Genomic DNA, 24,980 nt, shown 5'->3' on the forward strand with positions numbered 1-24,980 from the left:
TTATCGCTATCAAATCTTTTCTCATCCACAGATATGATAGGATTAGATTTATTATCATTCATTTCAGTATCACTAAGATTAGTATTATTAGGGTTTGAAATGTAAACTTCTTGAAGTTTGTTTTCGGGACTTCTAGAAGTTTGATTTTGGGACTTCATGAAGTTTAAATTGTAAACTTCTACAGGCTCTTCATTTTCCACAGAAGTTTGTTTTTTAAACTTCTCTAATTCCTCTCCAAATTTTTTCTCATCTGTTTTCTCAGGCATAAAGGTTTTTACGTAGATAACATTCACCTTTCCAAATCCCTGCCTGCGTTTCTCAATCAGACCAATTCCTGTTTCGTCATCCAGCTCTCTCATGGATTTGATGGCTTTATTTCTGCCACAGTTCAGTAATTCCATGATATCTTCGATGGAAAAGTAGATATATGCTCTGTTTTTGTCGTCAAACCACTGATTTTTGATGGAAAGAGACATTCGATCCAACATCAGTCCATATAAAATTTTAGCATCGCTTGATAAATCTTTAAAATAGCTGTCTGTAAATAATGCTTTTGGTATGCGGTAGAAGCTGAACTGATCAGCTTCGGTACCGTAAAAATAATTAAATGTCATTTTTTTCTCCATAATTTCCTCCTTTCATTTTCTGCTAAGAAGTCCTCTTTTTAAACTTCTTTGACATTGTTTTCTTAGCTTTTTCTCTCCTTAACAGGACTGTTCCTGCATCCACTTTTCTAATAATGATTCAATCACCTGCTCCATATCTTTGGCTGTATAATCATCCGGAAAATACTTTGTCAGTTTCTTTTCTGAGAAAGTAAGAGACCGGGATACTTTCTTTGCCATCACACAGTTATTGAAAATCGATAACATCTGAATCTGATTGATTGGTCCATCATTCAGCTGATTTCTGAGTGCTGCAATCTGTTTTGGTTTGATGAATCCGGTGTCGCTGATATATTCGTAGATCCATCCCTGTACTTCCTTATCGATGTAGGAGATATTGACAGCAACCGTAAACTGAAGCTTCTTGTTATCTACCAGATCAAGAAGTTCCGGAATAAGTTCTGTTAATCGTACAAATCTTTGAACCTGAGCTCTACTTTCCCCAACTTGCTTGCTCAAGACTTCATCAGATCTCAACTTCGTCTCATTTTGAGACAAAGTTAAATCTGTTCTAACTCCCTGTCTTTTCATTGCCTCTAGTTTCATCTTATAAGCAAATGCTTTCTCACTCGGCAACAATTCCTCTCGCTGAATGTTAGCATCCACCATAGCCACAATGGCATCATCATCCGATAATTCTCTTACGATTGCCGGAATAGTTGTAAGTCCTGCAAGCTGTGCTGCATGCATTCTTCTGTGACCGGATACCATTTCATATTCTTCATTATCATCCATTCGAAGCAGTACCGGTGTCAGTACTCCATTGATCCTTACACTTTCAACCAGATCCTGCATCTTTTCATCATCCAGCACCTTGAACGGATGATTTTTAAACGGATGGATCTTACTAATCTCTATCTCCATTGCAGATTCTTCATTTACCACACCAAGCAGTTCATCAATGCTTGCCAGTTTTATCTTTTCGCCACTTCTATTTTTCATTTTTCAAAACCTCCTGTGTTAAGTTCTTATATGCTTCGGCAACTTTTCCTTTCGGGCAGTGCATGTAGATGCTTTTTCCCTCTGCACTGGTCTCAGCTGCTTTTACAGACATCGGAATCACATTTTCAAATACTTCTATCTGGCTTCCGTATGTTGTATGTACTCTCGATGCAATGTCCCTTGCGTAATTGGTTCTGAAATCTACCATAGTCAGGAGAATGCCCTCGATCGCCAGTTTCCGGTTCAATCTTTTCTTTACTGTAAGAATGGTCTTAATCAGCTGTTGAAGTCCTTTAACAGGCAGATATGCGGCCTGTACAGGTATCAGCACGGAATCGGAAGAAACCAGTGCATTGATCGTCATCATACCAAGGCTTGGCATACAGTCGATCAGGATATAATCGTATCGGGATCTTATCGCATCGATATATTCTTTCATGATCATTTCTCTGCTCATAACATTTCCCATCGTTACTTCCAGTGCGGAAAGTTCAATGTTTGCTGGAAGCAGATCTACATTTTCCTGATGATGTAAGATACCATCTTCTAGATTAATTTCTTCTTCATTGATAACATCCATCATGATCGTTGCCAGTGTAATTCGAAGATCATCCGGTTCTTCATATCCAAGACTTGCTGTTAAACTTCCCTGTGGATCCGCGTCGATCAGCAACACTTTCTTTCCTTCTCTTGCCAGTCCAATACCTACATTTACGGTTGTGGTGGTCTTGCCGACTCCACCTTTCTGGTTTACTACGGATATAACTTTACACATGATTTCTTCCTCCTTTAACTTTCCCATGATTCTTTTTTCCATAATTTTAGCAGTGCCAGTATTTCCCGTTTCATCATTGCCGGTGTATAAGAATTTGGAAAATACTTGTGTAGTTGCTCATTGGTAAATGCTACTCTGGTGATCTCACCTTTTTTAACTTCACTCATGATTTCTTCCATCTTTTCTAACGATAACTGTTTTTCTTTACTCAGCTGCTTTATCCGCTGAGCCTGTGAGAGTGACGGAATCGCCTGTGCATAATCCATTGCTTTAAGCAGTTCTCTTTGTTCATTTTCTTTCAATGCAGCAATCTCTACTGCCGGACAAAAAGAAATAATCTCATCATCCAGTTTCTGCAACATTTCCGGTATAAGCTTTGTCAGTGATATATAACGCTGCACTTGTTTTGGGCTATCACCACAATCCTCACTGATAATATCTATCGATCGTTTTCTTGGTGTTTTGTGGTCAACTTGGCTCTTTTTTCGACCACTTTTTCTTTTTAGTACGTCATTCTTCAGTTTGTAAGCAAAAGCTTTTTCGCTGTAGCTGATCCGTTCTCTGTGAAGATTAGAATCCACCATACTTAAAATGGAATCATCTTCACTTAATACCCGGATAATCACCGGTACTTTACGATATCCCAGTTTCTCCGCAGCATGTTTTCTTCTGTGGCCGGATATGATCTCATAGTAGCCATCCGGTACTGGTCTGACGATCAGCGGATTTAAAATGCCATACTTCTCAATGCTTTCCTGCAGAAGAAACATTTCCTTATCATCTTTTACTTGAAAGGGATGTTCCTTAAAAGGACGAAGACGCTCAATCTCAATTTCTATGATTCTTTCTTCTTTTTCTCCTGATTGTCTGTTTGGCTCAGTCATCTTGACTCCTTTCCTCCAGGATTCAGGAACTAAAAAATGCCTGCCTGGAACTTTTATAGATAGTAAAGTTCCAAACAGACATTGCTGTTTGACCATTAGCTGTAGCTAATAGAATTGAATACTGTTTCAGCTAATTTATGTTTGCAGGTTTGGGAGAGATTGTTTCTTTTCCCGCCTTTTCTCTGATTTACATCCCCGAATAAGGGGTGACAACGGAGCGGAACCCAAATGTTAGCTGGACTTCCTAAAACCCATGTTTGCAAACCGGCAATTTTGATTAGCTGTCAGCTAACAAAAATCGGATTGCGTTAGCTGGAAATTGATCATTTTGAATGGAATTTCGTGTCACGAACGTGATTTGAAAATAACAAAAGCGTTCGTTGTCAGCTAATCCAGCTAACATTTTCGAACGCTTTGAAGCCCGTCGCCAAGAGGATTTGAACCTCCGACCCCTCGCTTAGGAGGCGAGTGCTCTATCCAGCTGAGCTATGACGACACATGCCGCAAACCCTTGATTTTACTGGGTTTCTGGGATTTTTCCCTTCGGCCATATATAAGATTATCAACTCTTTTTTGAGTTGTCAATCTACAGATTTTTTTGAGTTGGTAACATTAGAACGTTCCCCAATTTGGTGAATGCTTTGTTGTCACCTTTGGCATTTTTCAGAATAGATTCGAACTGAAAGTTGTTTTTCATTTTTTCCCTTTGGGGAATGCCTCGGCTTTCTCTTAGGAGGCGAGTGCTCTATCCAGCTGAGCTATATGGACATATATGGTTGTGAAACATTTCGAACACTTCCAAAAGTTTCACAACCATTATTTTACTATATTTATTTTGAAATTACAAGAATTAATTCTAAATTTGAAAACTTAATAGTGCAGCTGACCCTGCAGCCAGATTGTTCCTTTGAAGCGGCGTCCAACTGCCGGTTCACCGAGAAGATCTTTGCTGTTGATGCAGATATCAAACTGTATATCATTGCTCTCTATAGTCATCTGGCAGATTTCTTCACCTGTCAGGATATTCTTAAATTTCATGATATCCAGAATCTCACCAAGAACATTATACTGATCACATTCGATTCCATAAGGCATGAAATAAGAGTCCACGATCGTGAGAACATCATCTGTAACAATTCTCTGGGAAATCATGGAGTAAGTATCCATATCCTCCATTGTAAGGCTCTCCATAGCTTCCTCATCACCATTACGCGCTGCTGCGATCAGATTAGTCCTGTTTTTGGAAAGTTCTCTCTCCACCTTTACCGCTTCCTTATCCTTCTGCAGCGGAAACAGGATCTTTCCCTCAGAAGCCAGACCGGAAACCGTCACCGGACGGTCCCCCGGGTCTTTCAGGCCTTTGTATTTCTCCTGCATATATTCTGCCAGATTCTGCAGATAAAAGATCATAGTCACGCCAATACGCAAATCATCACATGCTCCTGCATAAGATTCCTTATCTGTATGACGTTCAACAGTCACTTTTTCCTTGGATGTGATTCCTGTTCCCCTGAAAAATGGGAAATAATATTCCACGTGAAACTCACCGTTCTCATCGTACTGACCACAAACGCTGATTCCACAGTCACAGCCATAATTCTTGGAAAACTGTACAAATACGCCTTCCGGATGATTTTCCACGCAAACCTTTTCATCGTAGCTTGCGATCACATCACGGATGATCTCTTTTATTTCACTTCTTCTGGTAATCTGTGAAAAACCAACGGTCTTTAAATAACTGTGCACAAGAACACCTCCCTGAAAAAGCCTGCGTTTCTCTTACGCGCGTGTCTTTTTCTCAATCTTTGTCATACCGCCCATATATGGCTGCAGAGCTTTTGGAATGTTTACAGATCCATCTGCATTCAGGTTATTCTCCAGGAAAGCAATGAGCATTCTCGGAGGTGCTACTACTGTATTGTTTAATGTATGAGCAAGATATTTCTTGCCATCTTTGCCGTTTACACGGATTTTCAGACGACGTGCCTGTGCATCTCCAAGGTTGGAGCAGCTTCCTACCTCAAAGTATTTCTTCTGACGTGGAGACCATGCCTCAACATCGAGGGATTTTACCTTAAGATCAGCAAGGTCACCGGAGCAGCACTCAAGCGTACGAACCGGAATATCAAGAGAACGGAACAGATCTACTGTATTCTGCCACAGCTTGTCGAACCACATCTTACTCTCCTCTGGCTTGCAGACAACGATCATCTCCTGTTTCTCGAACTGATGGATACGGTAAACACCTCTCTCCTCAAGTCCATGAGCACCTTTCTCTTTACGGAAGCACGGAGAATAGCTTGTAAGTGTCTTCGGAAGCTCTTCCTCCGGAATAATCTGGTCAATGAATTTACCGATCATGGAATGCTCACTTGTTCCGATCAGGTAAAGATCCTCTCCCTCAATCTTGTACATCATAGCATCCATCTCCGCAAAGCTCATAACGCCTGTAACAACGTTGCTTCTGATCATGAAAGGCGGTACGCAGTAAGTAAATCCCCGGTTGATCATGAAATCTCTTGCATAGGAAATTACTGCGGAATGAAGGCGTGCGATATCACCCATCAGATAATAGAATCCGTTACCGGCAACACGTCTTGCGCTGTCAAGATCGATTCCATCAAAATTCTCCATGATATCTGTATGATACGGAACTTCAAAATCCGGAACAACCGGCTCACCAAATTTCTCAATCTCTACGTTCTGGCTGTCGTCTTTACCGATCGGTACAGAAGGATCGATGATGTTCGGGATCACCATCATATCTTTCAGAAGCTCTTCCTCAACCTCTTTCTCTCTCTGAGAAAGTTCCTCAATACGAGTTCCGGATGCAGCAACCTGTTTTTTAACCTCTTCTGCCTCTTCTCTTTTTCCCTGGCCCATAAGAGCACCGATCTGTTTGGAGATCTTGTTTCTCTCAGCACGGAGAGCCTCAACCTCCTGCTTAATCTCTCTGTTTTCTTTATCAAGTTCGAGAACCTTGTCAACTAGCTCCAGTTTGCTGTCCTGGAACTTATTGCGGATATTCTGCTTTACAACCTCCGGATTCTCTCTCACAAACTTAATGTCTAACATGATATTCCTCCTGTATTAAAAATATTCTTACTCTTTGCAGTTTTTTATTCCTTCTCAATCTCACCAAGGCCAAAGTTTACTGCTTTTCTCAAAGCTTCCACTTCTTCCTGACTAAGTACAACATAGGACTCACCTTTTACGATCTCCTTTAAATAAAGGAAACAGTTATCGCGGCTGTGAACCGCATTCAAGATCAGACCCGTATTGTTTTTATCAAGAAGCGCCAGTGCAAAGCTGAGTTTTCCACCTACATCATCAAATGCATCATACTTTTCAACGCCATATTTGCTGAACATTACATTCATATTTTTTTTGATAAAGCTGATGTCATGATCATGATCTTCCTTTGCTTCATACAGCCGATCGATCTGTGCAAATTTTCTTACAAAAACTTTTTCCAGTGACTGTGCATCTCCGCCTCTCATAAACATCTTGTACTTCCGTTCCAAACGGCTGAGACGCATATTGCTACTCACCACATTGATCAGAAGAATGATGGTAAGGATCAGCAAAACAATGATCACAATCCCGGAATCAATTCCCATGCTTTCAAAAATCCCGCTCATTCTGCCTCCTATCTGATAGATTCGAACAGATCAATGATCCTCTCCAGTTCATCTCTGGAATAATATTCAATTTCAATTTTACCTTTGTTGTTTTTCTTTCGCTGAATGGATACCTTTGTTCCCATGATACCTTTCATTTTTTCTTCCAGGCTCTCATAAATGGCATCTTCTGCTGTGTTTCTCTCTGTTTTTACTTTTTTCGCAGGAGAAACCAGATTCTTTACAAGTTTTTCCGTCTCACGAACACTGAGTTTTTCATCAAAAACCTTCATGGCTGTTGTTTCCTGAAGAGCTTCATCAGAAATTCCCAGAAGTGCTCTCGCATGACCAGCTGAGATCATATCTGCAATTACCATTTCCTGAACTTTTGAAGAAAGCTTCAGAAGACGCATGGAATTAGTTACTGCAGTTCTGCTTTTGGCAACTCTGTCTGCGATTTCATCCTGTTTCAGGTGAAACTCTTCCATCAGACGTTTGTATGCCATCGCTTCCTCTATAGGATTCAGGTCTTCCCGCTGAATGTTCTCGATCAAGGAAATTTCTACGATTTCCTGGTCTGTAAACTCTTTTACAACAACAGGAACTTCCTTGAGCCCTGCCATCTTGGCAGCTCTCCAGCGGCGTTCACCTGCAATGATCTCAAAATAATCCTTCTTATCGGATACCAACAACGGCTGAAGAACACCGTACTGTTTAATGGATTCCGAAAGTTCCAGCAGCGCATCCTCATCAAAATGTCTTCTGGGCTGATTCAGATTTGGTTCTACGCTGGAAATTTTCACAAGTCGCTCTGCGGCCGGACTATCTTTTTCAGTTGGTTTGTCTTTTTTTACAACTGCAGATCTTGTCTTTTTTGCAGGTTCCTTTGACGGACCGCCTGCTTTGTTCGGGATCAGTGCGTCAAGACCCTTTCCAAGGCCTCCTGTTCTTCTTCCAGCCATCACTCGCCCTCCCTGCCTATAACTTCTTCTGCCAGGAGGCGATAACTCTCTGCTCCTGTAGATCGTGAATCGTACAGATTGATCGGTTTTCCATAGCTTGGTGCCTCTGCAAGTCGTACATTTCTCGGTATGATCGTTTTGTATATATTCTGGTCCAGGTTTTCTTTTACATTTTCTACAACCTGAAGTGACAGATTTGTTCTGGCATCATACATAGTAAAGACCACGCCTTCGATCTTCAACCTCTTATTCAATCGGTCTCTTACCAGTTCGATGGTATGTATCAACTGTGATAAACCTTCCAATGCATAATACTCACACTGAATCGGCACCAGAACGGAGGTTGCGGCTGTCAAAGCATTAATTGTAAGCATACTCAGTGACGGCGGACAATCCATGATTATGTAATCATATTTCCGGCGAAGTTTATCCGTGATCTTTTTCAGAATAAATTCTTTATCCTCAAGATCAACCAGTTCAATTTCTGCACCGGAAAGATTCATATTCGATGGTATCAGGTCAACATTATCTACAACGTTCTTTATAATGGTATCCTTGGTCTCTGCTTCTCCAAGCAGCAGCTCATAAAGGGTGTTTTCTACTGCATTCTTGTCTGCGCCAAGTCCACTGGTCGTATTTCCCTGCGGATCAATGTCGATGGCAAGAACCTTTTTCCCTTTTTCAGCAAGGCAGGCCGATAGATTGATGGCTGTCGTTGATTTTCCAACCCCGCCTTTCTGATTGGCAACTGCAATGATTCGTCCCATTGTACCCCTCCTTTTTATTTTTTTAAGGGATTTTTACTCATTGGATATCATTATAACACTTTTATTTTTAAACTGCCACATAATGTTTCACGTGAAACAATAGAAAATAGGTTTTGAATTATTTTATTTATTGTGTAGTATACCCAAACTCATTCCGGACTAAACAGAAGTTTGACAGTAACAGTACATCGATTATAAAGTCCATCAACTCCGCATAAACTTCCAGTTTTATTTGTTACCAATCAGACTATATATTTTACGCCATAAAAACGTACCAGAAATGAAGTTCCCATTTATAGATATTTTGCTGAAATTGTTCTGATTTATCGTAATCTCGAAAATAATTCGATTTTCTCGGTATAGATATATTATCTTTTATGGAACCTTGCACACTGCTACATAGGCATCGAAATCCCTTTCTTTTACAGCATTTATAGCATTTTCAAATTTTATCTGAACACTAAAAACATTACTATTATTATCAAGCGAACAAAAGTATCTGTAAACGCATTCGCAGTTCTACACTGAATAACTGCTTCGCGATTTACCAAAAGGACTACAAACTACTCTTCCCTGATAAGAAGCAGTTCTTCAACCACTGCTTATCGTTTCTTGCAATTGAAGCCAAAAACAGGGGGGGGAATTCCTGATTCGAGTCATACAAACAAAAGCATCCGCAGTTGCTACGCAGCTTTACACCGAATAACTGCTCCGCAGTTTATCAAAACTTGCTTGTACTCTTCCTGATACAAGCAAGTCACCAACCGCTGCTTATTGCTTCTTACACTTGAAGCAGGGGACCTCCTGACGCGATTAAAAACTATATCACGCTACCGTAAAGCGCATATGAGTTGTCGTTGTTGCGAAACATTTTTTAAGTCAAACGGATAAAAACATCCTCTTCACTACTGCTCATAGCTTAATAAATGTTTCGCAGTTTATCAGAAGGAGACTGTACTTCTCCTGATACAAGCAAGTCCCCAACCACTGCTTATTGTAGTTCACAATTGAAGCAGGTGAATTACTTGATTCGATTAAAATCTATATTAAACCTACCATAAAACAAATAAACACGAACTACAGCTGTTTTTTATTTCTGCAATTGTCAAAGATGGGGTTATAACTCTTTATTCTTAATCTGTCTTCGGATGATGTTTCACGTGAAACATCATCCGAAGACAGATTATCAAACCAATATTCATAATTGAAGCAAGTGACTTCCTCGATCCGGTTAAAAATGCCATCAACGAAATCGATCCAGGACACGGTTTGACTTGTAACTGCAAGGGTACTGAACAGTTACGAACACATTATAAAATCAATGAGAAATATCAAAAAAATACTCCGATATATTCTCTCTGGCATTATCTGTATCACGAAAGCATGTAAAAAATACAAGAAACTCCATCCACAAAATAATGTGGCTGTTATCTTTATATTCCCCAAAAGCATCTATATATAGTAAATGGAAACTTCTTTTCCCGGAGTGTTTTTATAGTGTGAAATACATGTATCTCTCGTGAAAAAAATATAATATTATGAAACTAGAATTTTCGATTTTTGTTTATTTTATTATGTTTACGAAAGATTTGCGTATTTATTTCATTTTTCTTTCAGTCCTGTTATATATTCGTTATGTACATGTTAACTAAAGACTTTTTCAAGCATAGTTTCATTTTGTAATATCCAATATAAAATGTATCCGAATAAGGTTCCGGCATAGAACTAGCATAAAATAAATTTCACTTAATAGGCTTTTTCTTCTAAATCAAGCCGTAAAACACTTCCCTGCCTTCCCTTTATCCCAGTCATGCGGACAAAAATTTTTGCATTCGATCATAGTTTTACACAAAATAGCTGTTTTACAGTTTATCAGGAAGAGTACAAGTATTTTCCCACCCACAGCTTATTGTTTTTTTGTAATCGAAGCAGCTACTTTCTTTTATTCGATCAATCAAAATTTCACATGTTTAAAGCAGGAACGGATCTATATTTTATCTTTTTGCCGTATGTGTGCAGGTGCACATTTTATATTTTAAGGCTTTTTTATATGTACATGCGCGTAAAGTACGTTTTATCGTACTTTTTTATTTAAAGTACTATAATTTGTACTTTAATACTTTTTTATTCGTAAATATCCTATTATTTCTCTTTATTTGCCAGTATTTTCTTTTATAAAGTCCTTTTTATCGTACTTAACGTTTGTGTTATTATCATTATCATAGCGTTCTCTTCGCAGAAATAATCTCTTATTTCTCTTTATTTCATCCTTACTCTTATATCGTTTTTCTATAAAATCCCCCATATTTTCCGCCTTACCCTCCATTTTTTCATATAAATACACATTTTTACTACATTCACTTAACTTGTTAATTCCCCATCCAGTTCACAAAAGCATCTGACCGAAATCATGGGGAATACTGATGACAGTATCTGGCAACTCACCTTCAAGTGTGCAAACATATCTATCCAATTTGGGATCAAACGAATAAAAATACCCGTATTCGCTACGCAGTTCTACACCCAATAGCTACTTTGCAATTTATCAGGACCTGCTTACAATGTACCCATAACAGTGGCCACATGAATTAGTGCAGTACCTTGTTTTCAGACATGCCCACTATTCCTTTCCCCGTTTCTAAACGCCGTCGCATTCTTCCTAATACACGCCACCCACTGCTTATTACTTATTACTTTTTACTTTTTCGTAATTGAAGCAGGAGACTTACTGTTAACTGGTAATATTATCCTCCGAGTTTTTTTGTGAGCAAAGACCACTGAAAGCCCTGGACATACCATGCAAATTTATGTGATTAGCATAATTTCTGTGCATCGCGAAGTGTATTACCAAGAACGAAGTGATCAGTAATCAGGAAACTTTTTGATTTAATTCAAGCAGATAAAAGCATCCGCTTCACTACTTGCTCATAACCGAATAAGTGCTTCGCAGTTTATCAGAAGGAGCCTGCACTTCTCCTGATGCAAGCAAGTTCCCCCGATTATTGCTTTTCGCAATCGAACCAGGGGACTTATTTGATTCAGTTAAAAACACTTCTTCTCTTGCCTCATTTTCCCCTGAAATGCTATAATCCATAAAGAAAGCATTCGCAAACGCCTTGCAGTTTGCGGCTAATACATTGTTTCGTAAATAACTATACCAATCGCGTGGGATGTGGATTCGAGTGTGCAGGTATAAAAATGCAGGCGTAGCTGGCTATGCTGAGGCTTTTAGATCTGTGCAGTCGGATTCACCAATAAGTAATTGGTATAGTTATTTCGAAAACAATGTACTAGTACAGCGAAAATTAAGTTTCTGCTATATTGACGTAGGATGATTTTCTCATATGCAAGGCGAAGGAATGAGGCGTAGCGGTGGCTACGGCGATTGACGACAACGCAGCATATGAAAAATCAGACAAGTCAATATGGCGGTTACTTAATATTCGCTGTACTAGTCATTTATCATCTGATTGAAAGGAATATTTTATACATGAACACCACAAATAATCGCAACGATTTCTATAAAAAACAATTAGACAAGACTTTAAATGGCAATGAAAAGATCGAAACTGCCATTGCAGCACTCCAAAAAGAAGCAACCGAAGAAATGCTTGCTCATACTCTCACCGTGATCCGTCACAGAATGCAGGAGCAGGCACAGCTGATCATTGCTGTAGAACCTCCAAAAGGTGATGGAAAAATTTCTCTTCATGCGATCAAAACCAACGATGGAAAGCAATGGTGGGCTGCATTTACCAGCTTTGACGAAGAGTTAAAAGGCAGTGATAAGATCATGTCCACATTTACCGCAGATATTGATAAGATTTTTGCTTCTGCATTGCAAGAACCGTCTGTTGAGGGAGTAATTCTCAATCCATGGAACCGCACACTGATGCTGAACAAAACTCTTATCAACATCATCCTCGGCAATCCTGTATAGCATCAGCTCTGTCGGATAACAAGTCCAATGTTTCACGTGAAACACTTGGTATTTTACTGAAGTATAAAAGCATTCCAGCGGATAACAGCATCCTCTTCGCTACTTGCTCATAATAAAATAACTGCTTTGCAGTTTATCAGAAGGAGATTTTCCTCCTCCTGATACAAGCAAGTCCACGCCCTCTGCTTATTGCTCTTCGCAATTAAAGCAGGGGACTTACTTGATTCGGTTCCAAATCTGATTTCTATGTATCATGAAGCATATTGGCGATGCTACTGTTCACTGATAATATTCCGTAAGTTTTTTTATAAACGAAGGCCGCAGAAAGCCCGAGACCATACCGCACCAATTTATGCGATCAACATAAATTCTTTGCATTGCGAAGCGCTTTACTGAAAGCAGAACGAACAGCAACTTAGCGATCATCGCCAAGAACAGAATGGACAGTAGCGTCAGCATACAATAACAAGGTTAGGGTTCCCACAAAAGCATTGTAAATTTTTCGTTCCTGTCGTATAATAAAGCAAAGAAATATTCAGAAAAAATCAGATCAGATACCTGAATTACGTTACATCTGTCCTGATTATTTTTACGAATTCCAGGAGGCTTTTTAATGAAGAAAAATGGACACAGACTACTTACTCTTGCAGCTTTAGTCGGAACTGCCGCAGGTGTTATTCATATTGCTAACCGTTTCATAGATGCCACATCTCAGCTTAAAGATATGCTGGAACAGCCACACAGTAGAACCTATGACTGGCGTTTTGGAAAGATTTTTTATACAAAACAGGGACATGGCACCCCTATTCTTCTTATTCATGATATCATGCCAGGCGCTTCCGGTTATGAATGGAATGCCATAGAGAAGCAGCTCGCAACCGAACATACAGTTTACACCATTGATCTTCTTGGATGTGGACGTTCCGAAAAACCGGATATTACTTATACCAATTTTGTATTTGCTCAGTTACTCTGTGATTTTGCCAAGAATGTGATTCGTGAGGAAACCGATGTTATTGCCAGTGGTTTCTCAGGTTCTTTTGCAATCATGGCTTACCGTAACAATTCCGACCATTTCCGCAAGATCATGCTGGTCAATCCACCAAGCTTCAGTTCCCTGAAGCAGGCACCTTGTAAAGACAACAAGCTCTTTAAGTATTTTATCGAGCTTCCGATTTTCGGAACTCTGATCTATCATATGGTAGCTTCCCGCGAATCCATCAGCAGTCTGTTTATGGAAAAGCTGTTCTACAATCCCTTCCATGTAACAGATACACTGGTAGACACCTATTATGAATCCGCTCACAAGGGCGGTTCCAACGCCAAATATCTGTATTCCAGCTACATTGGCAAATACCTGAATATCAGCATTAATAATGCCGTAGAATCTTCCGATGCATGCATCTATATTATTTCCGGAGAAAAAGAAGCTTCAGCTTCTCTTATTGCAGAGGAATATCAGAAGCTGAATTCTTCCATTGAAACCGCTGTGATCCCGGAAACCAGACATCTTCCTCATCTGGAAGATCCGGAACATTTCCTGGAACAGGTAGCTATTTTCCTGTAAAAACAACTTATGATCCGGCATCAAAATTTATCTATAGTAATTTTGGAAATCAACGTATCAAAAGAGCATTGTTCATGTTCGGAGCCGTTGAGCTTCATGCAGTAATTTGTGGAAATGCTATAAACCAACAAAAAGCCAATAAAAAAAGAGTACTGTTTCACGTGAAACATGAGTTTTTCCTCAAACAAACGTGAAACAATACTCTTTATTTTTTACCAGACTCACAGCATGCATCCGGACATTTCTCTTATCTAAGTGCCTGCTCCAGATACATGTGTGTTGTATTATCGATCAGCTTATGTGTCAGCTCTGCCATATGCTGTGTACTCTCCTGATTCTCAGAAGACAGCCATGTCTTGATCATTCCCACGCATCCATTCAGACAAAACGCATACGCATACTCAATATCACGGTTGTCTTTCGGCAGACGAATTGACAAGCGATGCAGCACTGTATCTGCGATCAGTTTTTCTATACGATTCACAAAAGCCATATCTCCATTCTTTCCAAGAAGTGCGATACAAATATCCTTATTATGATCCAGGATCGTAAATATCTGCTCAATAAAAGGATACGAGCTCTCCTTATTATTAAGAGGATCCAGAGGATAGTCTGCCACCAGATGCGTGATTTCCTCCATCAATTCAGCCTCTATGGATTCCAGCATCTGATAGATATCTGTATAGTGAAGATAAAATGTGGAGCGGTTGATATCAACTTCTTCCACCAGTTCCTTTACCGTAATTTCCTTAATACTCTTCTTCTGCATAAGACGGGCAAGCCCCGCTCGCAACTGTGCCTTGGTCTTACGTACTCTTCTGTCAACTTTTTCCGCCATCTTAATTCCCCCTGCAATTCAAAAAAGCAAGCACGTTTCCTCCGCCTCAATCACCTGTTACCTACGATACTCTGCAACTGTCATACAATGCATAATGCATCCTTCAAACGAATAAAAGCATTCGCTTTCTCTACGCCGATCTGCATGATACCAGATATCTGCTGTTGTTAAGAATTGACAAGATCAAAATTGTTAACGACGCCGACCTACACGATACCAGATATCTGCTGCATATTTGTGTTGAAACATAGGAATCCTGTCTGCATTTAATATTACCAACTGCACATAAATTCAAAGGAAATAACGTACTTTTTGTCTATTATGCAGTTTTTTATTTGTAATAGACACTTCCATTATTTCCGTCTATTAATATACATTCAGTAAAGATTTAATGGTTGTATCTGTGGTATGTGTTTAGTATAATACATCACGTAAAGAAAATCAACACTTTGTTTGATAATGGAATATAAAGCTATTAATAGATTTTAATATGATTAATAGATCTCGTCGCCATTACTGGAATAAAGTTTGATTAATCAACTATGTTTGATAATACAATTTAATAAGAAAGGGATAGGTAATATGATCAAAAACGAATGGAAAAGCTTACTTCGTAACAAGCTCATGCTTATCGTCGTAATCGCCATTATCGTAATCCCGATCATCTATGCAGGTCTGTTTCTGAAATCCATGTGGGATCCTTACGGAAACGTAGACAGCCTGCCAGTGGCCGTGGTAAACGAAGACAAACCTGTCGAGTATAATGGCAAGACCTTAAGCATAGGTAAGGACATGACGGATGAGCTGAAAGACAACGACTCAATGGCATTTAACATTGTAGACAGCAAGACAGCAGAGGACGGTCTGGCCAATGGAACCTATTACATGGTTATCAAAATTCCGGAAAATTTCTCCGCAAACGCAGCCACTGTAATGGACAACGATCCAAAGCAAATGGAGCTATCCTATGAGACAAACCCTGGAACCAACTATATCGCCTCCAAGCTCAGTGAAACAGCAATGCTGAAGCTTCGTGATAACATTGCTTCCAAGGTTACGGAAACCTATACAGAAACCGTTTTTGATTCTATCTCAGAAGCAGGTGACGGAATGCAGGAAGCTGCAGACGGATCCGGAAAGATCGAAGACGGACTGAATACAGCAGCTGATGGTAACAAAACAATTACCAAAAACCTTAAGAAGCTTTCCACCAGTACTCTTACTTTCGTAAGCGGTGCTGATAGTCTCACCGAAGGTCTTAAGACCTACACCGATGGTGTTGCAAAGGTTAACGATGGTGCAAAGAGCCTGGACGATGGTGCAGATCAGCTGAACAGCGGCGTTGCAACTCTCACAGAAAAGGTTCCTGAGCTGACAACCGGTGTAGATACTCTGGATAAAGGTGTTCAGCAATACACCGCTGGTGTGGATGAGCTTAATAAAAATTCTGATGCACTGAAATCCGGTGCAAGCAGCCTGGAATCCGGTGCAAACCAGCTGAACAGCGGCGTTGCAGCTCTGACAGAAAAGGTTCCTGAGCTGACAACCGGTGTAGATACTCTGGATGAAGGTGTTCAGCAGTACACCGCTGGTGTGGATGAGCTTAATAAAAATTCTGATACACTGAAATCCGGCGCAAGTAGCCTGGAATCCGGTGCAAATGCATTAAGTGCAGGTATTGATACTCTTTCCGACGGAGCAACACAGTATGTAGCTGGTGCTGACACTCTTGCAGATGGAACTACCACCTATGTGGCTGGTGCTGGCAAACTCGCAGCCGGTGCCAAAGAGCTTGCAAAACTTGAAGACGGACTCACAACAGTTTCCAATGGTATCTCTCAGCTGAATACCGGTGTTACCAAAGGAACCGATGACTCACAGTCACTGATATCCGGAACACAGCAGCTGGAAAACGGACTGAAAGCCCTGAACGATAAGGTTTCTGCTCTGAAAGAGGGAACAACACAGGAATCCATCAACAAGCTTGCAGCCGGCCTTACTTCCGCAAAGGATGGTATGGACACAGCCGCAGCTGGTATGAACAGTGCTGCAGCTGGTATGAACAATGCCGCAGACGGAATCAACAACGCAGCCGGATATATCACTCAGGCCGCAGGCATCACAAGTCAGACCAGCAGCAGTATCACAGACAGTCTGATCCCTGCTCTCCAGAATGCAGGCACACAGTTCTCACAGGTAGGTGATCAGGTCAGCAGCATACTTACAGGATACGGACAGCAGACAACGGAGGCACTTACTGATGCAAATACCAAGATTGGTACTGCCGGACAGACAATGACCGATTTAGCAGCACAGCTTCAGGCGATTCAGGCAACCGCTTCTGAGGACGGAACCATTTCCGCAGCAGCTCTGAATGATGTGATCAACGCTTTAAACAGCGTAGCCGGTGGAATGACTGGCGTGGACGGTTCTTACATGAGCAGCTATTCTGATCAGGTTTCACAGCTTGCAGCTGGTGTATCCGGTCAGCTCTCTTCTACTCAGGAAAATCTGAATACTGTTGCTTCCAAGCTTAACGAAGCAGCTTCCGGACTGACTCAGATCTCCGGAGGACTGACTCAGGGTGCCGGCACACTTTCTGAGGGTGCAACAACCATGACAAATGGTGCAAACCAGATGAGTGCAGGTGCAACAACCATGAGCGCAGGTGCAGAGCAGTTATCTGCAGCTACAAGTCAGCTTCCTACAGATCTGATCGCTCAGCTTTCTGCAGGTGTTACCCAGCTGTATCAGGGTGCACAGGCTGTAAACACAGGAACCAAGAACGTTTCCGCAGGACTTCAGTCTCTGGAAGACGGCACAGTCGAAGCCTTCCCGGCTGCAGCAGCAGGAATCAAAGCTCTGAACGATGGATTTGACCAACTGACATCTTATGATAAGCAGCTCAATGACGGTGCAAAGAATCTGAAAACAGCCGGCAAACAGATCACTAACGCACTTCCGGATATCAAATCCGGTGCAGGTCAGCTGGCAGATGGTTCTAAGGCACTGACAGATGGAATCACAACTTACACCGATGGTATTGCAAAGCTTTCCGAAAACAGTGCTGCTCTTACAGACGGCACCAAGAAACTGGCAACAGGAGCCAAGGCTCTTTCCAGCGGTGCTGCTACTCTTGCAGATGGAACAAAAGCATTAGCCGATGGTTCCGGAACACTGACAACCGGAATCACAACCTACACCGATGGTGTTGCTAAGCTTTCCGAAAACAGCTCCGCTCTTACAGACGGTACCAAAAAGCTCTCAACAGGAGCCAAAACCCTTTCCAGCGGTGCTACTACTCTTGCAAACGGAACTAAGACATTAGCAAACGGTACCTCAACGCTTCTCAGCGGTACCGAGAAGCTTGTAAGCAACAACAGCACACTTAACAATGGTGCAAAACAGCTTGCAGATGGCGCTGCCCAGATCCAGAGCGGTTCCTCTCAGTTGTATGATGGATCCAAGAAGCTTGGAAGCGGTATGAAAGAACTGAAAGACGGTTCCAAGACACTGACCACAAGCCTCAGCGATGGAGCTACCACTGTAAAAGACAATTCAGCAAGTGATGAAACGATCAAAATGTTCGCAACTCCTGTTGTAAGCGATGAAACAAAACTTACCGATGTCCCGAATAACGGACACGCAATGGCACCTTACATGATGTCTGTAGGCCTCTGGGTCGGCGCACTGGCATTCTGCCTGATGTATCCTCTGGCTCAGTATAAGGGCAAACTGAAATCCGGTTTCGCATGGTGGGCAAGCAAGGCTTCCGTCCTTTATCCGGTAGCGATCCTTCAGGGAATCTGCCTGATCCTGCTGTTACGTGCATTTAACGGATTCACACCTGCAGAGATGGGCAAAACCGTACTCTTCGCCTGCCTGACATCAATGACCTTTACCTCTATCATGTACTTCTTCAACATTACTCTTGGTAAAGTAGGAAGCTTCCTGATGCTGGTATTCATGGTCGTTCAGCTTGCAGGATCTGCCGGAACTTATCCGGTTGAGGTTTCACCTTCATTCGTTGCAAAGATCCATGCATACGTTCCGTTTACTTATACGGTCGACGCATTCCGTGCAACGATCAGCGGTGGCCGAAGCATTACCACTTCCATCATTGTAATGGTTGCACTGTTAGTGATCTTCACGATCCTGACGATCCTTCAGTTCAATCACATGACCAAGAGAAAGAAAGCAGAAAAAGTTGTTCTCTTCGACTGGCTGGAAGAAAGAGGTCTTGCATAATACTTAGTTACTGACAGAAGCTCCCCCGAACCTTCTGTTAGATATAGAAAAATTAAAACTGTACAGTTGCTCAGATGAGCTTCTGTACAGTTTTTTTATATTGTCCTCGTCAATTCTCCACGCTATAATTATAGCAGTTATAGAAAATCAAGCTCGCCAGTACACCGTGCCTGACCTATGCAGCAGATTTCAGTTCAGAAACACTCCTGTCAGATTCAGAAGAAGCGGCAATATGACTTCTCAGATCTACTCACAAACCGGAGCTCTTTCTGACTGCAAGCCTGCGGTTTTCAATGGAAAAGCAACCTGGTATGCATCTAATCCACTGACCGCAAAAACAGACGGAATCATCACCTATGCTACACCATTTACCGTCTTCATGGTAAAACCTGGAAAGCTATCGGCAATACAAAAAATACAACCTACACCGATAAAAAGCCAGGCACCGCAACCAAATACCGTATCCGTGCATACCGCATCACAAACGGTAAAAAAATATACGGACCTTATTCATCTGTAAGGACCGTAAAATAATAGCAACATAAAAACACCCCGGAAAATCCTGATCTGTGTGGTGTCTCCGAATATCTGATCATCAAGCGGATATTCGGAGATCACCTTATTATTTACGGATCTCCAAGGTGTTTTTATTTATTTTCTTAATATTTTATTTTTCCGTCTCAGCTGTTGGTGTTGCTGTGGCTTCTGTCTCTGTTTCACCGTTTACCATGGTTTCATATGCATTGAACATTTCTTTTACTGTCATTTTGTTTACAAGAAATACCTTGTCTCCAACGACAGCTGCATAATAGTTTGTGTCATATGTGTAGAAGGTAACGGTTGTCTGGTTCTTGTCAGAGTCTGTGAATACCGCGGTCATCTCCGGGTCTGCAGCTGGTGTATAAACGTCTGTCAGTCTCTTCTGTCCTGCCATGTTTATCAGCTTGTTGTAGAAGGTGGTAAAGGTTGTACTTTCTATTTCCTTACCATCCAGCTGATAGGTTGTTGTTTCTTTTTCGTTTCCGTCATCATCTGTGGATGTTTCACGTGAAACATTTACAGTACTTGTTGTTTCACCGTAAGTAACCTGGAGCTGATCCAGATTTTTTACAGACAGATAATTGACGATCAGTGACCAGAGATCTGACGGCGTCTTGTCAATAACTGCACTCAATGTATCTGTTGACATTGTATAGATCTGTTTGTTATCTACCGTTACATATCTGCTGCCATCTCCTGCCTCATCGCCAACGTAAATGACAAGCTGTTTATCCACTGTGGTTGTCTTGCTGTCTGCATCTTCTGAGCTGCTGTCCGTGTCAGTAGTGTCACTGCTCTCAGAATCGCTCTCAGAGGCCGTAGAATCGTTTTCTCCGGATTCTGTACTGTCTGTGCTGTCATTCTTCACCCCTTCCTGATAATTCACTGTAATCGTCGCATAGGGCTTATCAAGGCCATACTGGGAAAGATCCTCTGCATTGTAGTTTACAAACTGGTCAAATGCAAAGCTTCCAAGTCCGGAGGTTACATTTCCTGCTGCCGTTGTATCGGCAGACTCTTTATCGCTGCTTCCGTCACCGGAAACATTCCAGGTAGCTCCGTCGGAATTTTCTTCCAGGACATAGGAATCTTTATTCTCACTGACCTGGACCTTTTTCACTGTAGAAGAATCAATTGTTGGGAAATCTTCTCCCTGTGCATAATCGTAAAGGGAATTCATAAACGGAGACACAGTGTCCGCTGCCACTACATATACCGTGCTGTCATCATCATCCTTGGAAATGTAATACTGATTCGTAGACGTATTCTCATCTCCGATGTTAAGCTTCGTTATCCCATCAGCGGTATCAACGGTTACTGTGTTCGATGGAGAATCCAGTCCGTATTCCGTAAGATCCTCCACATCCTCCAGGACTCTGTCCGCTTCCACCGTTTCGATGGCGGAAGCTGCGGAATCCAGAGTTGTCTGATTTACAGGAAAAGCAGTCTCATCCTTTTTCACCCAGGAATCATCTTTTTTCTCAAAGGTCACTTCCTTCTTGTCTACGATAAATTCCAGGGATTTAATGTCATCCGTTTTCACGGAAAACACTTCTGTTTTGCTTTCCTCTTCGCTGCTCTCTGTCTTTTCTTCTTTGGATACGTAGGTGTTCAGTCCCACATAAACGCCGCCGAGAACTGCCAGAACAACAACTGCTGAAACAAGTTTGGTTGATTTTTTCATTATGCTTTTCTCCTCTTAAGCCAGATCAGGAATCCTGCAACAAGGAACACTCCCGGGATCAGACCAATGGTACAGATCTTCCAGAAGGCTGCATCATAATCGGTTACTGTCAGGCTTGTGGACTCAAGGCTCTTGGATGGAATAGAAACGGAATTACTGTCATCTGTGCTGGTCATCCAGTTTAAGGACTCCAAAAGGAGCTTTTCATTTCCGCCGGATACCATCTGGTTTATCTGGCTCTCCATCAGATTTGCTGTGGAGTAGTAAACGATCTGTGTTTCCTTATCATCATCCAGTTTCTCAGTGATAGCAACACCAAGATCAAACGGTCCGTCTACATCTCCGTCTTCCTTTTCGATATTGCTGCTCTGCATATTTGTTTTGGAGTAAGCCTTGTCAGAGGTTGTCAGGATACTGTCGATGGTTACGGTATCTCTTACATCATCTGTTTTCTGAATGCCCTGCGCATACGGTGCCAGTACATAGGAGCCTGCAGAAGCTGTCTCAGAGCTTGCATCTGTGCTGTTGACTGTTGGTACAAGATAATATGGCATCTGCATTCCATAATGCTGATTATCACCCTCAAATACAATTCCCTCTGCACACTTTACACCATAGTTTTCAAGAACCGCATCAAAGTTCGGCAGATCATCCTGTGTATAATCCGAGAAGATCATAGCTTTTCCGCCTGCCTCCAGATAATCCAGGAGCTCTGTTTTTTCTTCCTCGGAAATATCGCTGGTCGGAGATACGATCATCAGGCAGTCTGCATCATCCGGAACCTTTCCCTCTGTGAGAAGGTTCAGCTCCTTGATATCAATGTTTGCTTTCTGGATATCTTCTTTAAAGCTGGAATCCAGATCTTTTTCTCCGTGTCCGGATAAGGTGTACATGATCGGAAGATCCTCGGATGTCACATAGCCGATCGCACTTGTGATCTGTCCTTCTCCATCAAATCCGGTAGTAGTCTGCTGCCAGGTATTATAGTCTACCGAAGAGGAATACATATCGTTGTAATTGATAACCTTGTTTCTGTCGCCGCAGACTACGATCAGGCTGTTTGATGCAAGATCATCGGTTGTATATTCCGATGCAAATTTCGGATTTACAACAGGGTCTTTCACCTCAACTTTAATATGCTTGGACTCATCTTTATAACGTGAAAGCAGATTGGAGATCGTGTCGTCCTCAGAACCGCTTGCCGCGATCTGATAAATGGTAACATCCTTATCCAGTGCCTTCAGTACCTTCTTTGTTTCATCACCGATGGTGTAAAGCTTGGATGAGCTTACATCCAGCTGTGAATATTTGGATGGGATCGCCCCGACGATCATATTGATCACAACCACGATCACGATAAAGACAGCTGCCATAGCCATGCTGTAGGAACCATTTTTGATATGTTTTTTGCTGATGGTGCCTACCAGCTTTTTCGGATCCGGTTTATGTTTCTTTTTGCCGGAGTCCTGTGCTGTCTCCGGTACGGCTGCCTCGCCTTTATTTTTCTTAAATTTCTCACTGAATTTCATTTCCCTTCACCCCCTAGTTCCAGCGTCTCTTCTGAATGGACTGCATGGTAAGGAACAGGCAGATCGCAATAACAGAAATAAAATAAACGATTCCTGTCACGTCAAACACGCCTTTTGTAAAATTATCATAATGTCCGCTCAGGTTAAATACGTTCAGTACCTTCTGGATACCACCCTGGAAAATACTGGATTTTACAACGTATACGATCACAAGGGCAATCTCTCCCACAGCTCCGATCACTACAGAGATCAGGACATTTTTGATCATGGTATAAATGATGATAGCGATCGCCACGATCAGAAGTCCGAATGCCACTGCGGTTGACATGGAGGTCTGTGAAAAGAATGAGGAAATTCCGTTCATCATATAGAAGGCGAACAGGAATACAAACGTAAGTACGGCTGCAATTACCTGGCTTTCTGTAAGTGCTGACATAAATACACCGATCGCCAGATTCGCGCATCCCAGAAGGAAAAATCCCAGGATCCCGGTGTATGCGGAAGCATAGGAAATCGTTCCGAACTTGCTCATGATCAGAGGATAAACGCACATGATCACGACCGGAATGGCAAACACAGCTACCAGTGCAAGATATTTTCCAAATACGATATCCCATACAGATACCGGTGCGGTCAGAAGAAGCTGATCCGTTTTCTGCTTGCGCTCTTCTGCAAGTACACGCATGGAAAGGATCGGCACACCGATCAGGAACACAAAGGTCAGTGCGCTTAAGGTAGTTTCAAATTTTGAATAGCCGCCTGAAAGCTGATATGCGGAAAAATAAATTCCGGTCAGCACCAGGACAAAAAATATGAAGAGATATCCAACCATGGAGGTCAGATAGCTTTTCAGTTCTCTTTTAAAAATCGCTGTCATGACTGATCCCCCTCTTTCTCATCAGAAGCCTTCTCTGGTTCCCCGTTTTTTTCTTCCTGAGTTTTTTCTTCTTCCGATGATCTGTCTTCTACCGGTTTCCACTGTGAGCTTTCCGGTTTTCCGGCGGATTTTTTCTCTCCTTCGGTAAGCTCAAGGAATACATCCTCAAGGGAAACTCTCTTAACCTGCATCTCGTAGATCGGACAGTTCGCTTTTGCCATAGCGTAGAAGACTTTTTCACGGATATCCACATTTTCCTGAATGGAAAGTTTTGTTTTCCACAATTTTTCATCGCTGTCATAGGACATTTCCACTCCGGTTACGCCTTCGATCGTTTCCAGAGCTTTTCGAATCGTGTCTTTCTCGCCTTTTACCTTCATAAGGAGGCTGTTGGAGCCTGCTGCCAGACGTTCCAGATTATCCGGTGTATCACTGGCTACCAGCTTTCCATGGGAAATGATCAGAACATAATCACACACTGCTCTTACCTCGGAAAGGATATGGGAGCTTAGGATAACCGTGTGCTTCTGCTTCAGGCCTTTGATCAGGTCACGGATCTCGATGATCTGCTTCGGGTCAAGTCCTACTGTCGGCTCATCCAGGATGATCACTTCAGGATATCCCAGAATCGCCTGTGCAAGGCCCACTCTCTGGCGATAACCTTTGGAAAGGTTTTTGATCAGACGGTCTTTCATGTCTGTGATCTTTACCATATCCATGACTTCTTTTATCTGCTTGTCTTTTTGGTTTCTTGGGATTTTTTTCAGATCAGCCGCAAATTTCATGTACTCAAGAACAGTCATGTCAAAATAGAGCGGCGGCATTTCCGGCAGATAGCCGATACATTTCTTGGCTGCCTCCGGTTCCTCCAGAATATCATGACCATCGATCATCACTTTTCCTTCTGTGGAAGCAATGTATCCTGTGATCATGTTCATAGTTGTTGATTTTCCTGCACCGTTGGGGCCCAGGAATCCGTAAATTTTCCCCTTTTCGATCTGAAAGGAAAGATGGTCAACTGCAGTATGATCGCCATACTTTTTGACCAGATTACTTACTTCGATCACTTTACTCTCCTCCTTTTATTCTCAGGGAAATACTTTTTTTAATTATCGATTTCCCATTTTATAAGATGCCAGAGG

The 24,980-nt window shown here is 41.8% G+C and carries 19 protein-coding genes and 1 tRNA gene; 4 read left to right on the plus strand and 16 right to left on the minus strand.

From position 1 onward, the window contains the following. The 11 genes from BLP57_RS13280 to BLP57_RS17880 form a co-directional block, all read right to left on the minus strand. The coding region (locus BLP57_RS13280; RefSeq protein WP_139148848.1) for a replication initiator protein A at positions 1–626 on the minus strand (626 nt) is incomplete at its 3' end. 78 nt (positions 627–704) lie between these two features. Further along, positions 705–1,607, minus strand: a complete 903-nt coding sequence (locus BLP57_RS13285; protein WP_005334867.1) for a ParB/RepB/Spo0J family partition protein — start codon at positions 1,605–1,607, stop codon at positions 705–707. After that, positions 1,597–2,382 (minus strand): ParA family protein, encoded by a 786-nt coding sequence (locus tag BLP57_RS13290; protein WP_055171506.1) that lies wholly within the window; start codon positions 2,380–2,382, stop codon positions 1,597–1,599. Before BLP57_RS13290 ends, BLP57_RS13285 begins: the two co-directional genes overlap by 11 nt. 14 nt (positions 2,383–2,396) lie before the next feature. Then, positions 2,397–3,362: a ParB/RepB/Spo0J family partition protein gene (locus BLP57_RS13295; protein ID WP_092072350.1), complete on the minus strand. Its 966-nt coding sequence runs from the start codon at positions 3,360–3,362 to the stop codon at positions 2,397–2,399. A gap of 326 nt (positions 3,363–3,688) precedes the next feature. Continuing rightward, a tRNA-Arg gene (locus tag BLP57_RS13305) sits at positions 3,689–3,762 on the minus strand. A gap of 374 nt (positions 3,763–4,136) precedes the next feature. Then, positions 4,137–5,012 carry a DUF3881 family protein gene (locus BLP57_RS13310; protein ID WP_021650156.1) on the minus strand — a complete coding sequence of 292 codons (876 nt, stop codon included), beginning with the start codon at positions 5,010–5,012 and terminating at the stop codon, positions 4,137–4,139. A gap of 33 nt (positions 5,013–5,045) precedes the next feature. Next, positions 5,046–6,341 carry a serine--tRNA ligase gene (serS, locus tag BLP57_RS13315; RefSeq protein ID WP_015526534.1) on the minus strand — a complete coding sequence of 432 codons (1,296 nt, stop codon included), beginning with the start codon at positions 6,339–6,341 and terminating at the stop codon, positions 5,046–5,048. A 44-nt stretch (positions 6,342–6,385) separates the two neighbouring features. After that, positions 6,386–6,907, minus strand: a complete 522-nt coding sequence (locus tag BLP57_RS13320) for a DUF4446 family protein (RefSeq protein WP_015526535.1) — start codon at positions 6,905–6,907, stop codon at positions 6,386–6,388. An 8-nt stretch (positions 6,908–6,915) separates the two neighbouring features. Continuing rightward, positions 6,916–7,848 (minus strand): ParB/RepB/Spo0J family partition protein, encoded by a 933-nt coding sequence (locus BLP57_RS13325; RefSeq protein ID WP_092072353.1) that lies wholly within the window; start codon positions 7,846–7,848, stop codon positions 6,916–6,918. Further along, the gene (locus tag BLP57_RS13330) at positions 7,848–8,615 is read right to left on the minus strand and encodes a ParA family protein (protein ID WP_092072358.1); all 768 of its coding nucleotides are present in this window, start codon (positions 8,613–8,615) and stop codon (positions 7,848–7,850) included. The genes BLP57_RS13325 and BLP57_RS13330 overlap by 1 nt, the downstream gene beginning before the upstream one ends. Before the next feature lie 2,152 nt (positions 8,616–10,767). Next, a complete protein-coding gene (locus tag BLP57_RS17880; protein WP_207646713.1) occupies positions 10,768–10,941 on the minus strand; it encodes a hypothetical protein in 174 nt (57 codons plus the stop codon). 1,164 nt (positions 10,942–12,105) lie between these two features. Here BLP57_RS17880 and BLP57_RS13335 point away from each other — a divergent pair. Both BLP57_RS13335 and BLP57_RS13340 read left to right on the plus strand, forming a co-directional pair. Then, positions 12,106–12,555: an SseB family protein gene (locus tag BLP57_RS13335; protein WP_092072361.1), complete on the plus strand. Its 450-nt coding sequence runs from the start codon at positions 12,106–12,108 to the stop codon at positions 12,553–12,555. Positions 12,556–13,168: 613 nt separating this feature from the next. Beyond that, positions 13,169–14,122, plus strand: a complete 954-nt coding sequence (locus tag BLP57_RS13340; protein WP_015526540.1) for an alpha/beta fold hydrolase — start codon at positions 13,169–13,171, stop codon at positions 14,120–14,122. A 247-nt stretch (positions 14,123–14,369) separates the two neighbouring features. Here the strand turns inward: BLP57_RS13340 and BLP57_RS13345 are convergent, their stop codons facing one another. Beyond that, a complete protein-coding gene (locus BLP57_RS13345) occupies positions 14,370–14,960 on the minus strand; it encodes a TetR-like C-terminal domain-containing protein (RefSeq protein WP_015526541.1) in 591 nt (196 codons plus the stop codon). A gap of 582 nt (positions 14,961–15,542) precedes the next feature. Between BLP57_RS13345 and BLP57_RS13350 the strand changes: the two genes are divergently transcribed. Together BLP57_RS13350 and BLP57_RS13355 are read left to right on the plus strand one after the other, a co-directional pair. Further along, complete coding sequence (locus BLP57_RS13350) at positions 15,543–19,208, plus strand: YhgE/Pip domain-containing protein (protein WP_092072364.1); 3,666 nt, start codon at positions 15,543–15,545, stop codon at positions 19,206–19,208. Positions 19,209–19,440: 232 nt separating this feature from the next. Further along, complete coding sequence (locus BLP57_RS13355) at positions 19,441–19,728, plus strand: hypothetical protein (RefSeq protein ID WP_021651035.1); 288 nt, start codon at positions 19,441–19,443, stop codon at positions 19,726–19,728. Positions 19,729–19,875: 147 nt separating this feature from the next. On the opposite strand, the gene BLP57_RS13360 is transcribed toward BLP57_RS13355, so the two are convergent. From BLP57_RS13360 to BLP57_RS13375, 4 genes are read right to left on the minus strand one after another with little or no spacing between them, the layout of a single operon-like run. Next, complete coding sequence (locus tag BLP57_RS13360; protein WP_092072367.1) at positions 19,876–21,432, minus strand: DUF4340 domain-containing protein; 1,557 nt, start codon at positions 21,430–21,432, stop codon at positions 19,876–19,878. Further along, entirely contained in the window at positions 21,432–22,961 is a 1,530-nt protein-coding gene (locus BLP57_RS13365) for a GldG family protein (protein WP_044961237.1), read from the minus strand. The genes BLP57_RS13360 and BLP57_RS13365 overlap by 1 nt, the downstream gene beginning before the upstream one ends. 13 nt (positions 22,962–22,974) lie before the next feature. Further along, the gene (locus BLP57_RS13370; protein WP_015526545.1) at positions 22,975–23,838 is read right to left on the minus strand and encodes an ABC transporter permease; all 864 of its coding nucleotides are present in this window, start codon (positions 23,836–23,838) and stop codon (positions 22,975–22,977) included. Further along, entirely contained in the window at positions 23,835–24,905 is a 1,071-nt protein-coding gene (locus BLP57_RS13375) for an ABC transporter ATP-binding protein (RefSeq protein WP_021651032.1), read from the minus strand. The genes BLP57_RS13370 and BLP57_RS13375 overlap by 4 nt, the downstream gene beginning before the upstream one ends. Positions 24,906–24,980 lie beyond the last annotated feature (75 nt).

This window comes from Blautia sp. SF-50 (assembly GCF_900101315.1).
Lineage (GTDB): Bacteria > Bacillota > Clostridia > Lachnospirales > Lachnospiraceae > Blautia_A > Blautia_A fusiformis.

What these genes read in the sequence shown, in the direction of transcription:
- BLP57_RS13340 (WP_015526540.1), top strand. Translation starts at nt 13,169, where the DNA reads ATGAAGAAAAATGGACACAGACTACTTACTCTTGCAGCTTTAGTCGGA.
- BLP57_RS13320 (WP_015526535.1), bottom strand. Translation starts at nt 6,907, where the DNA reads ATGAGCGGGATTTTTGAAAGCATGGGAATTGATTCCGGGATTGTGATC.
- BLP57_RS13335 (WP_092072361.1), top strand. Translation starts at nt 12,106, where the DNA reads ATGAACACCACAAATAATCGCAACGATTTCTATAAAAAACAATTAGAC.
- BLP57_RS17880 (WP_207646713.1), bottom strand. Translation starts at nt 10,941, where the DNA reads ATGGAGGGTAAGGCGGAAAATATGGGGGATTTTATAGAAAAACGATAT.
- BLP57_RS13285 (WP_005334867.1), bottom strand. Translation starts at nt 1,607, where the DNA reads ATGAAAAATAGAAGTGGCGAAAAGATAAAACTGGCAAGCATTGATGAA.
- BLP57_RS13355 (WP_021651035.1), top strand. Translation starts at nt 19,441, where the DNA reads ATGACTTCTCAGATCTACTCACAAACCGGAGCTCTTTCTGACTGCAAG.
- BLP57_RS13345 (WP_015526541.1), bottom strand. Translation starts at nt 14,960, where the DNA reads ATGGCGGAAAAAGTTGACAGAAGAGTACGTAAGACCAAGGCACAGTTG.
- BLP57_RS13325 (WP_092072353.1), bottom strand. Translation starts at nt 7,848, where the DNA reads ATGGCTGGAAGAAGAACAGGAGGCCTTGGAAAGGGTCTTGACGCACTG.
- BLP57_RS13330 (WP_092072358.1), bottom strand. Translation starts at nt 8,615, where the DNA reads ATGGGACGAATCATTGCAGTTGCCAATCAGAAAGGCGGGGTTGGAAAA.
- BLP57_RS13295 (WP_092072350.1), bottom strand. Translation starts at nt 3,362, where the DNA reads ATGGTCAAACAGCAATGTCTGTTTGGAACTTTACTATCTATAAAAGTT.
- serS (WP_015526534.1), bottom strand. Translation starts at nt 6,341, where the DNA reads ATGTTAGACATTAAGTTTGTGAGAGAGAATCCGGAGGTTGTAAAGCAG.
- BLP57_RS13350 (WP_092072364.1), top strand. Translation starts at nt 15,543, where the DNA reads ATGATCAAAAACGAATGGAAAAGCTTACTTCGTAACAAGCTCATGCTT.
- BLP57_RS13290 (WP_055171506.1), bottom strand. Translation starts at nt 2,382, where the DNA reads ATGTGTAAAGTTATATCCGTAGTAAACCAGAAAGGTGGAGTCGGCAAG.
- BLP57_RS13370 (WP_015526545.1), bottom strand. Translation starts at nt 23,838, where the DNA reads ATGACAGCGATTTTTAAAAGAGAACTGAAAAGCTATCTGACCTCCATG.
- BLP57_RS13360 (WP_092072367.1), bottom strand. Translation starts at nt 21,432, where the DNA reads ATGAAAAAATCAACCAAACTTGTTTCAGCAGTTGTTGTTCTGGCAGTT.
- BLP57_RS13365 (WP_044961237.1), bottom strand. Translation starts at nt 22,961, where the DNA reads ATGAAATTCAGTGAGAAATTTAAGAAAAATAAAGGCGAGGCAGCCGTA.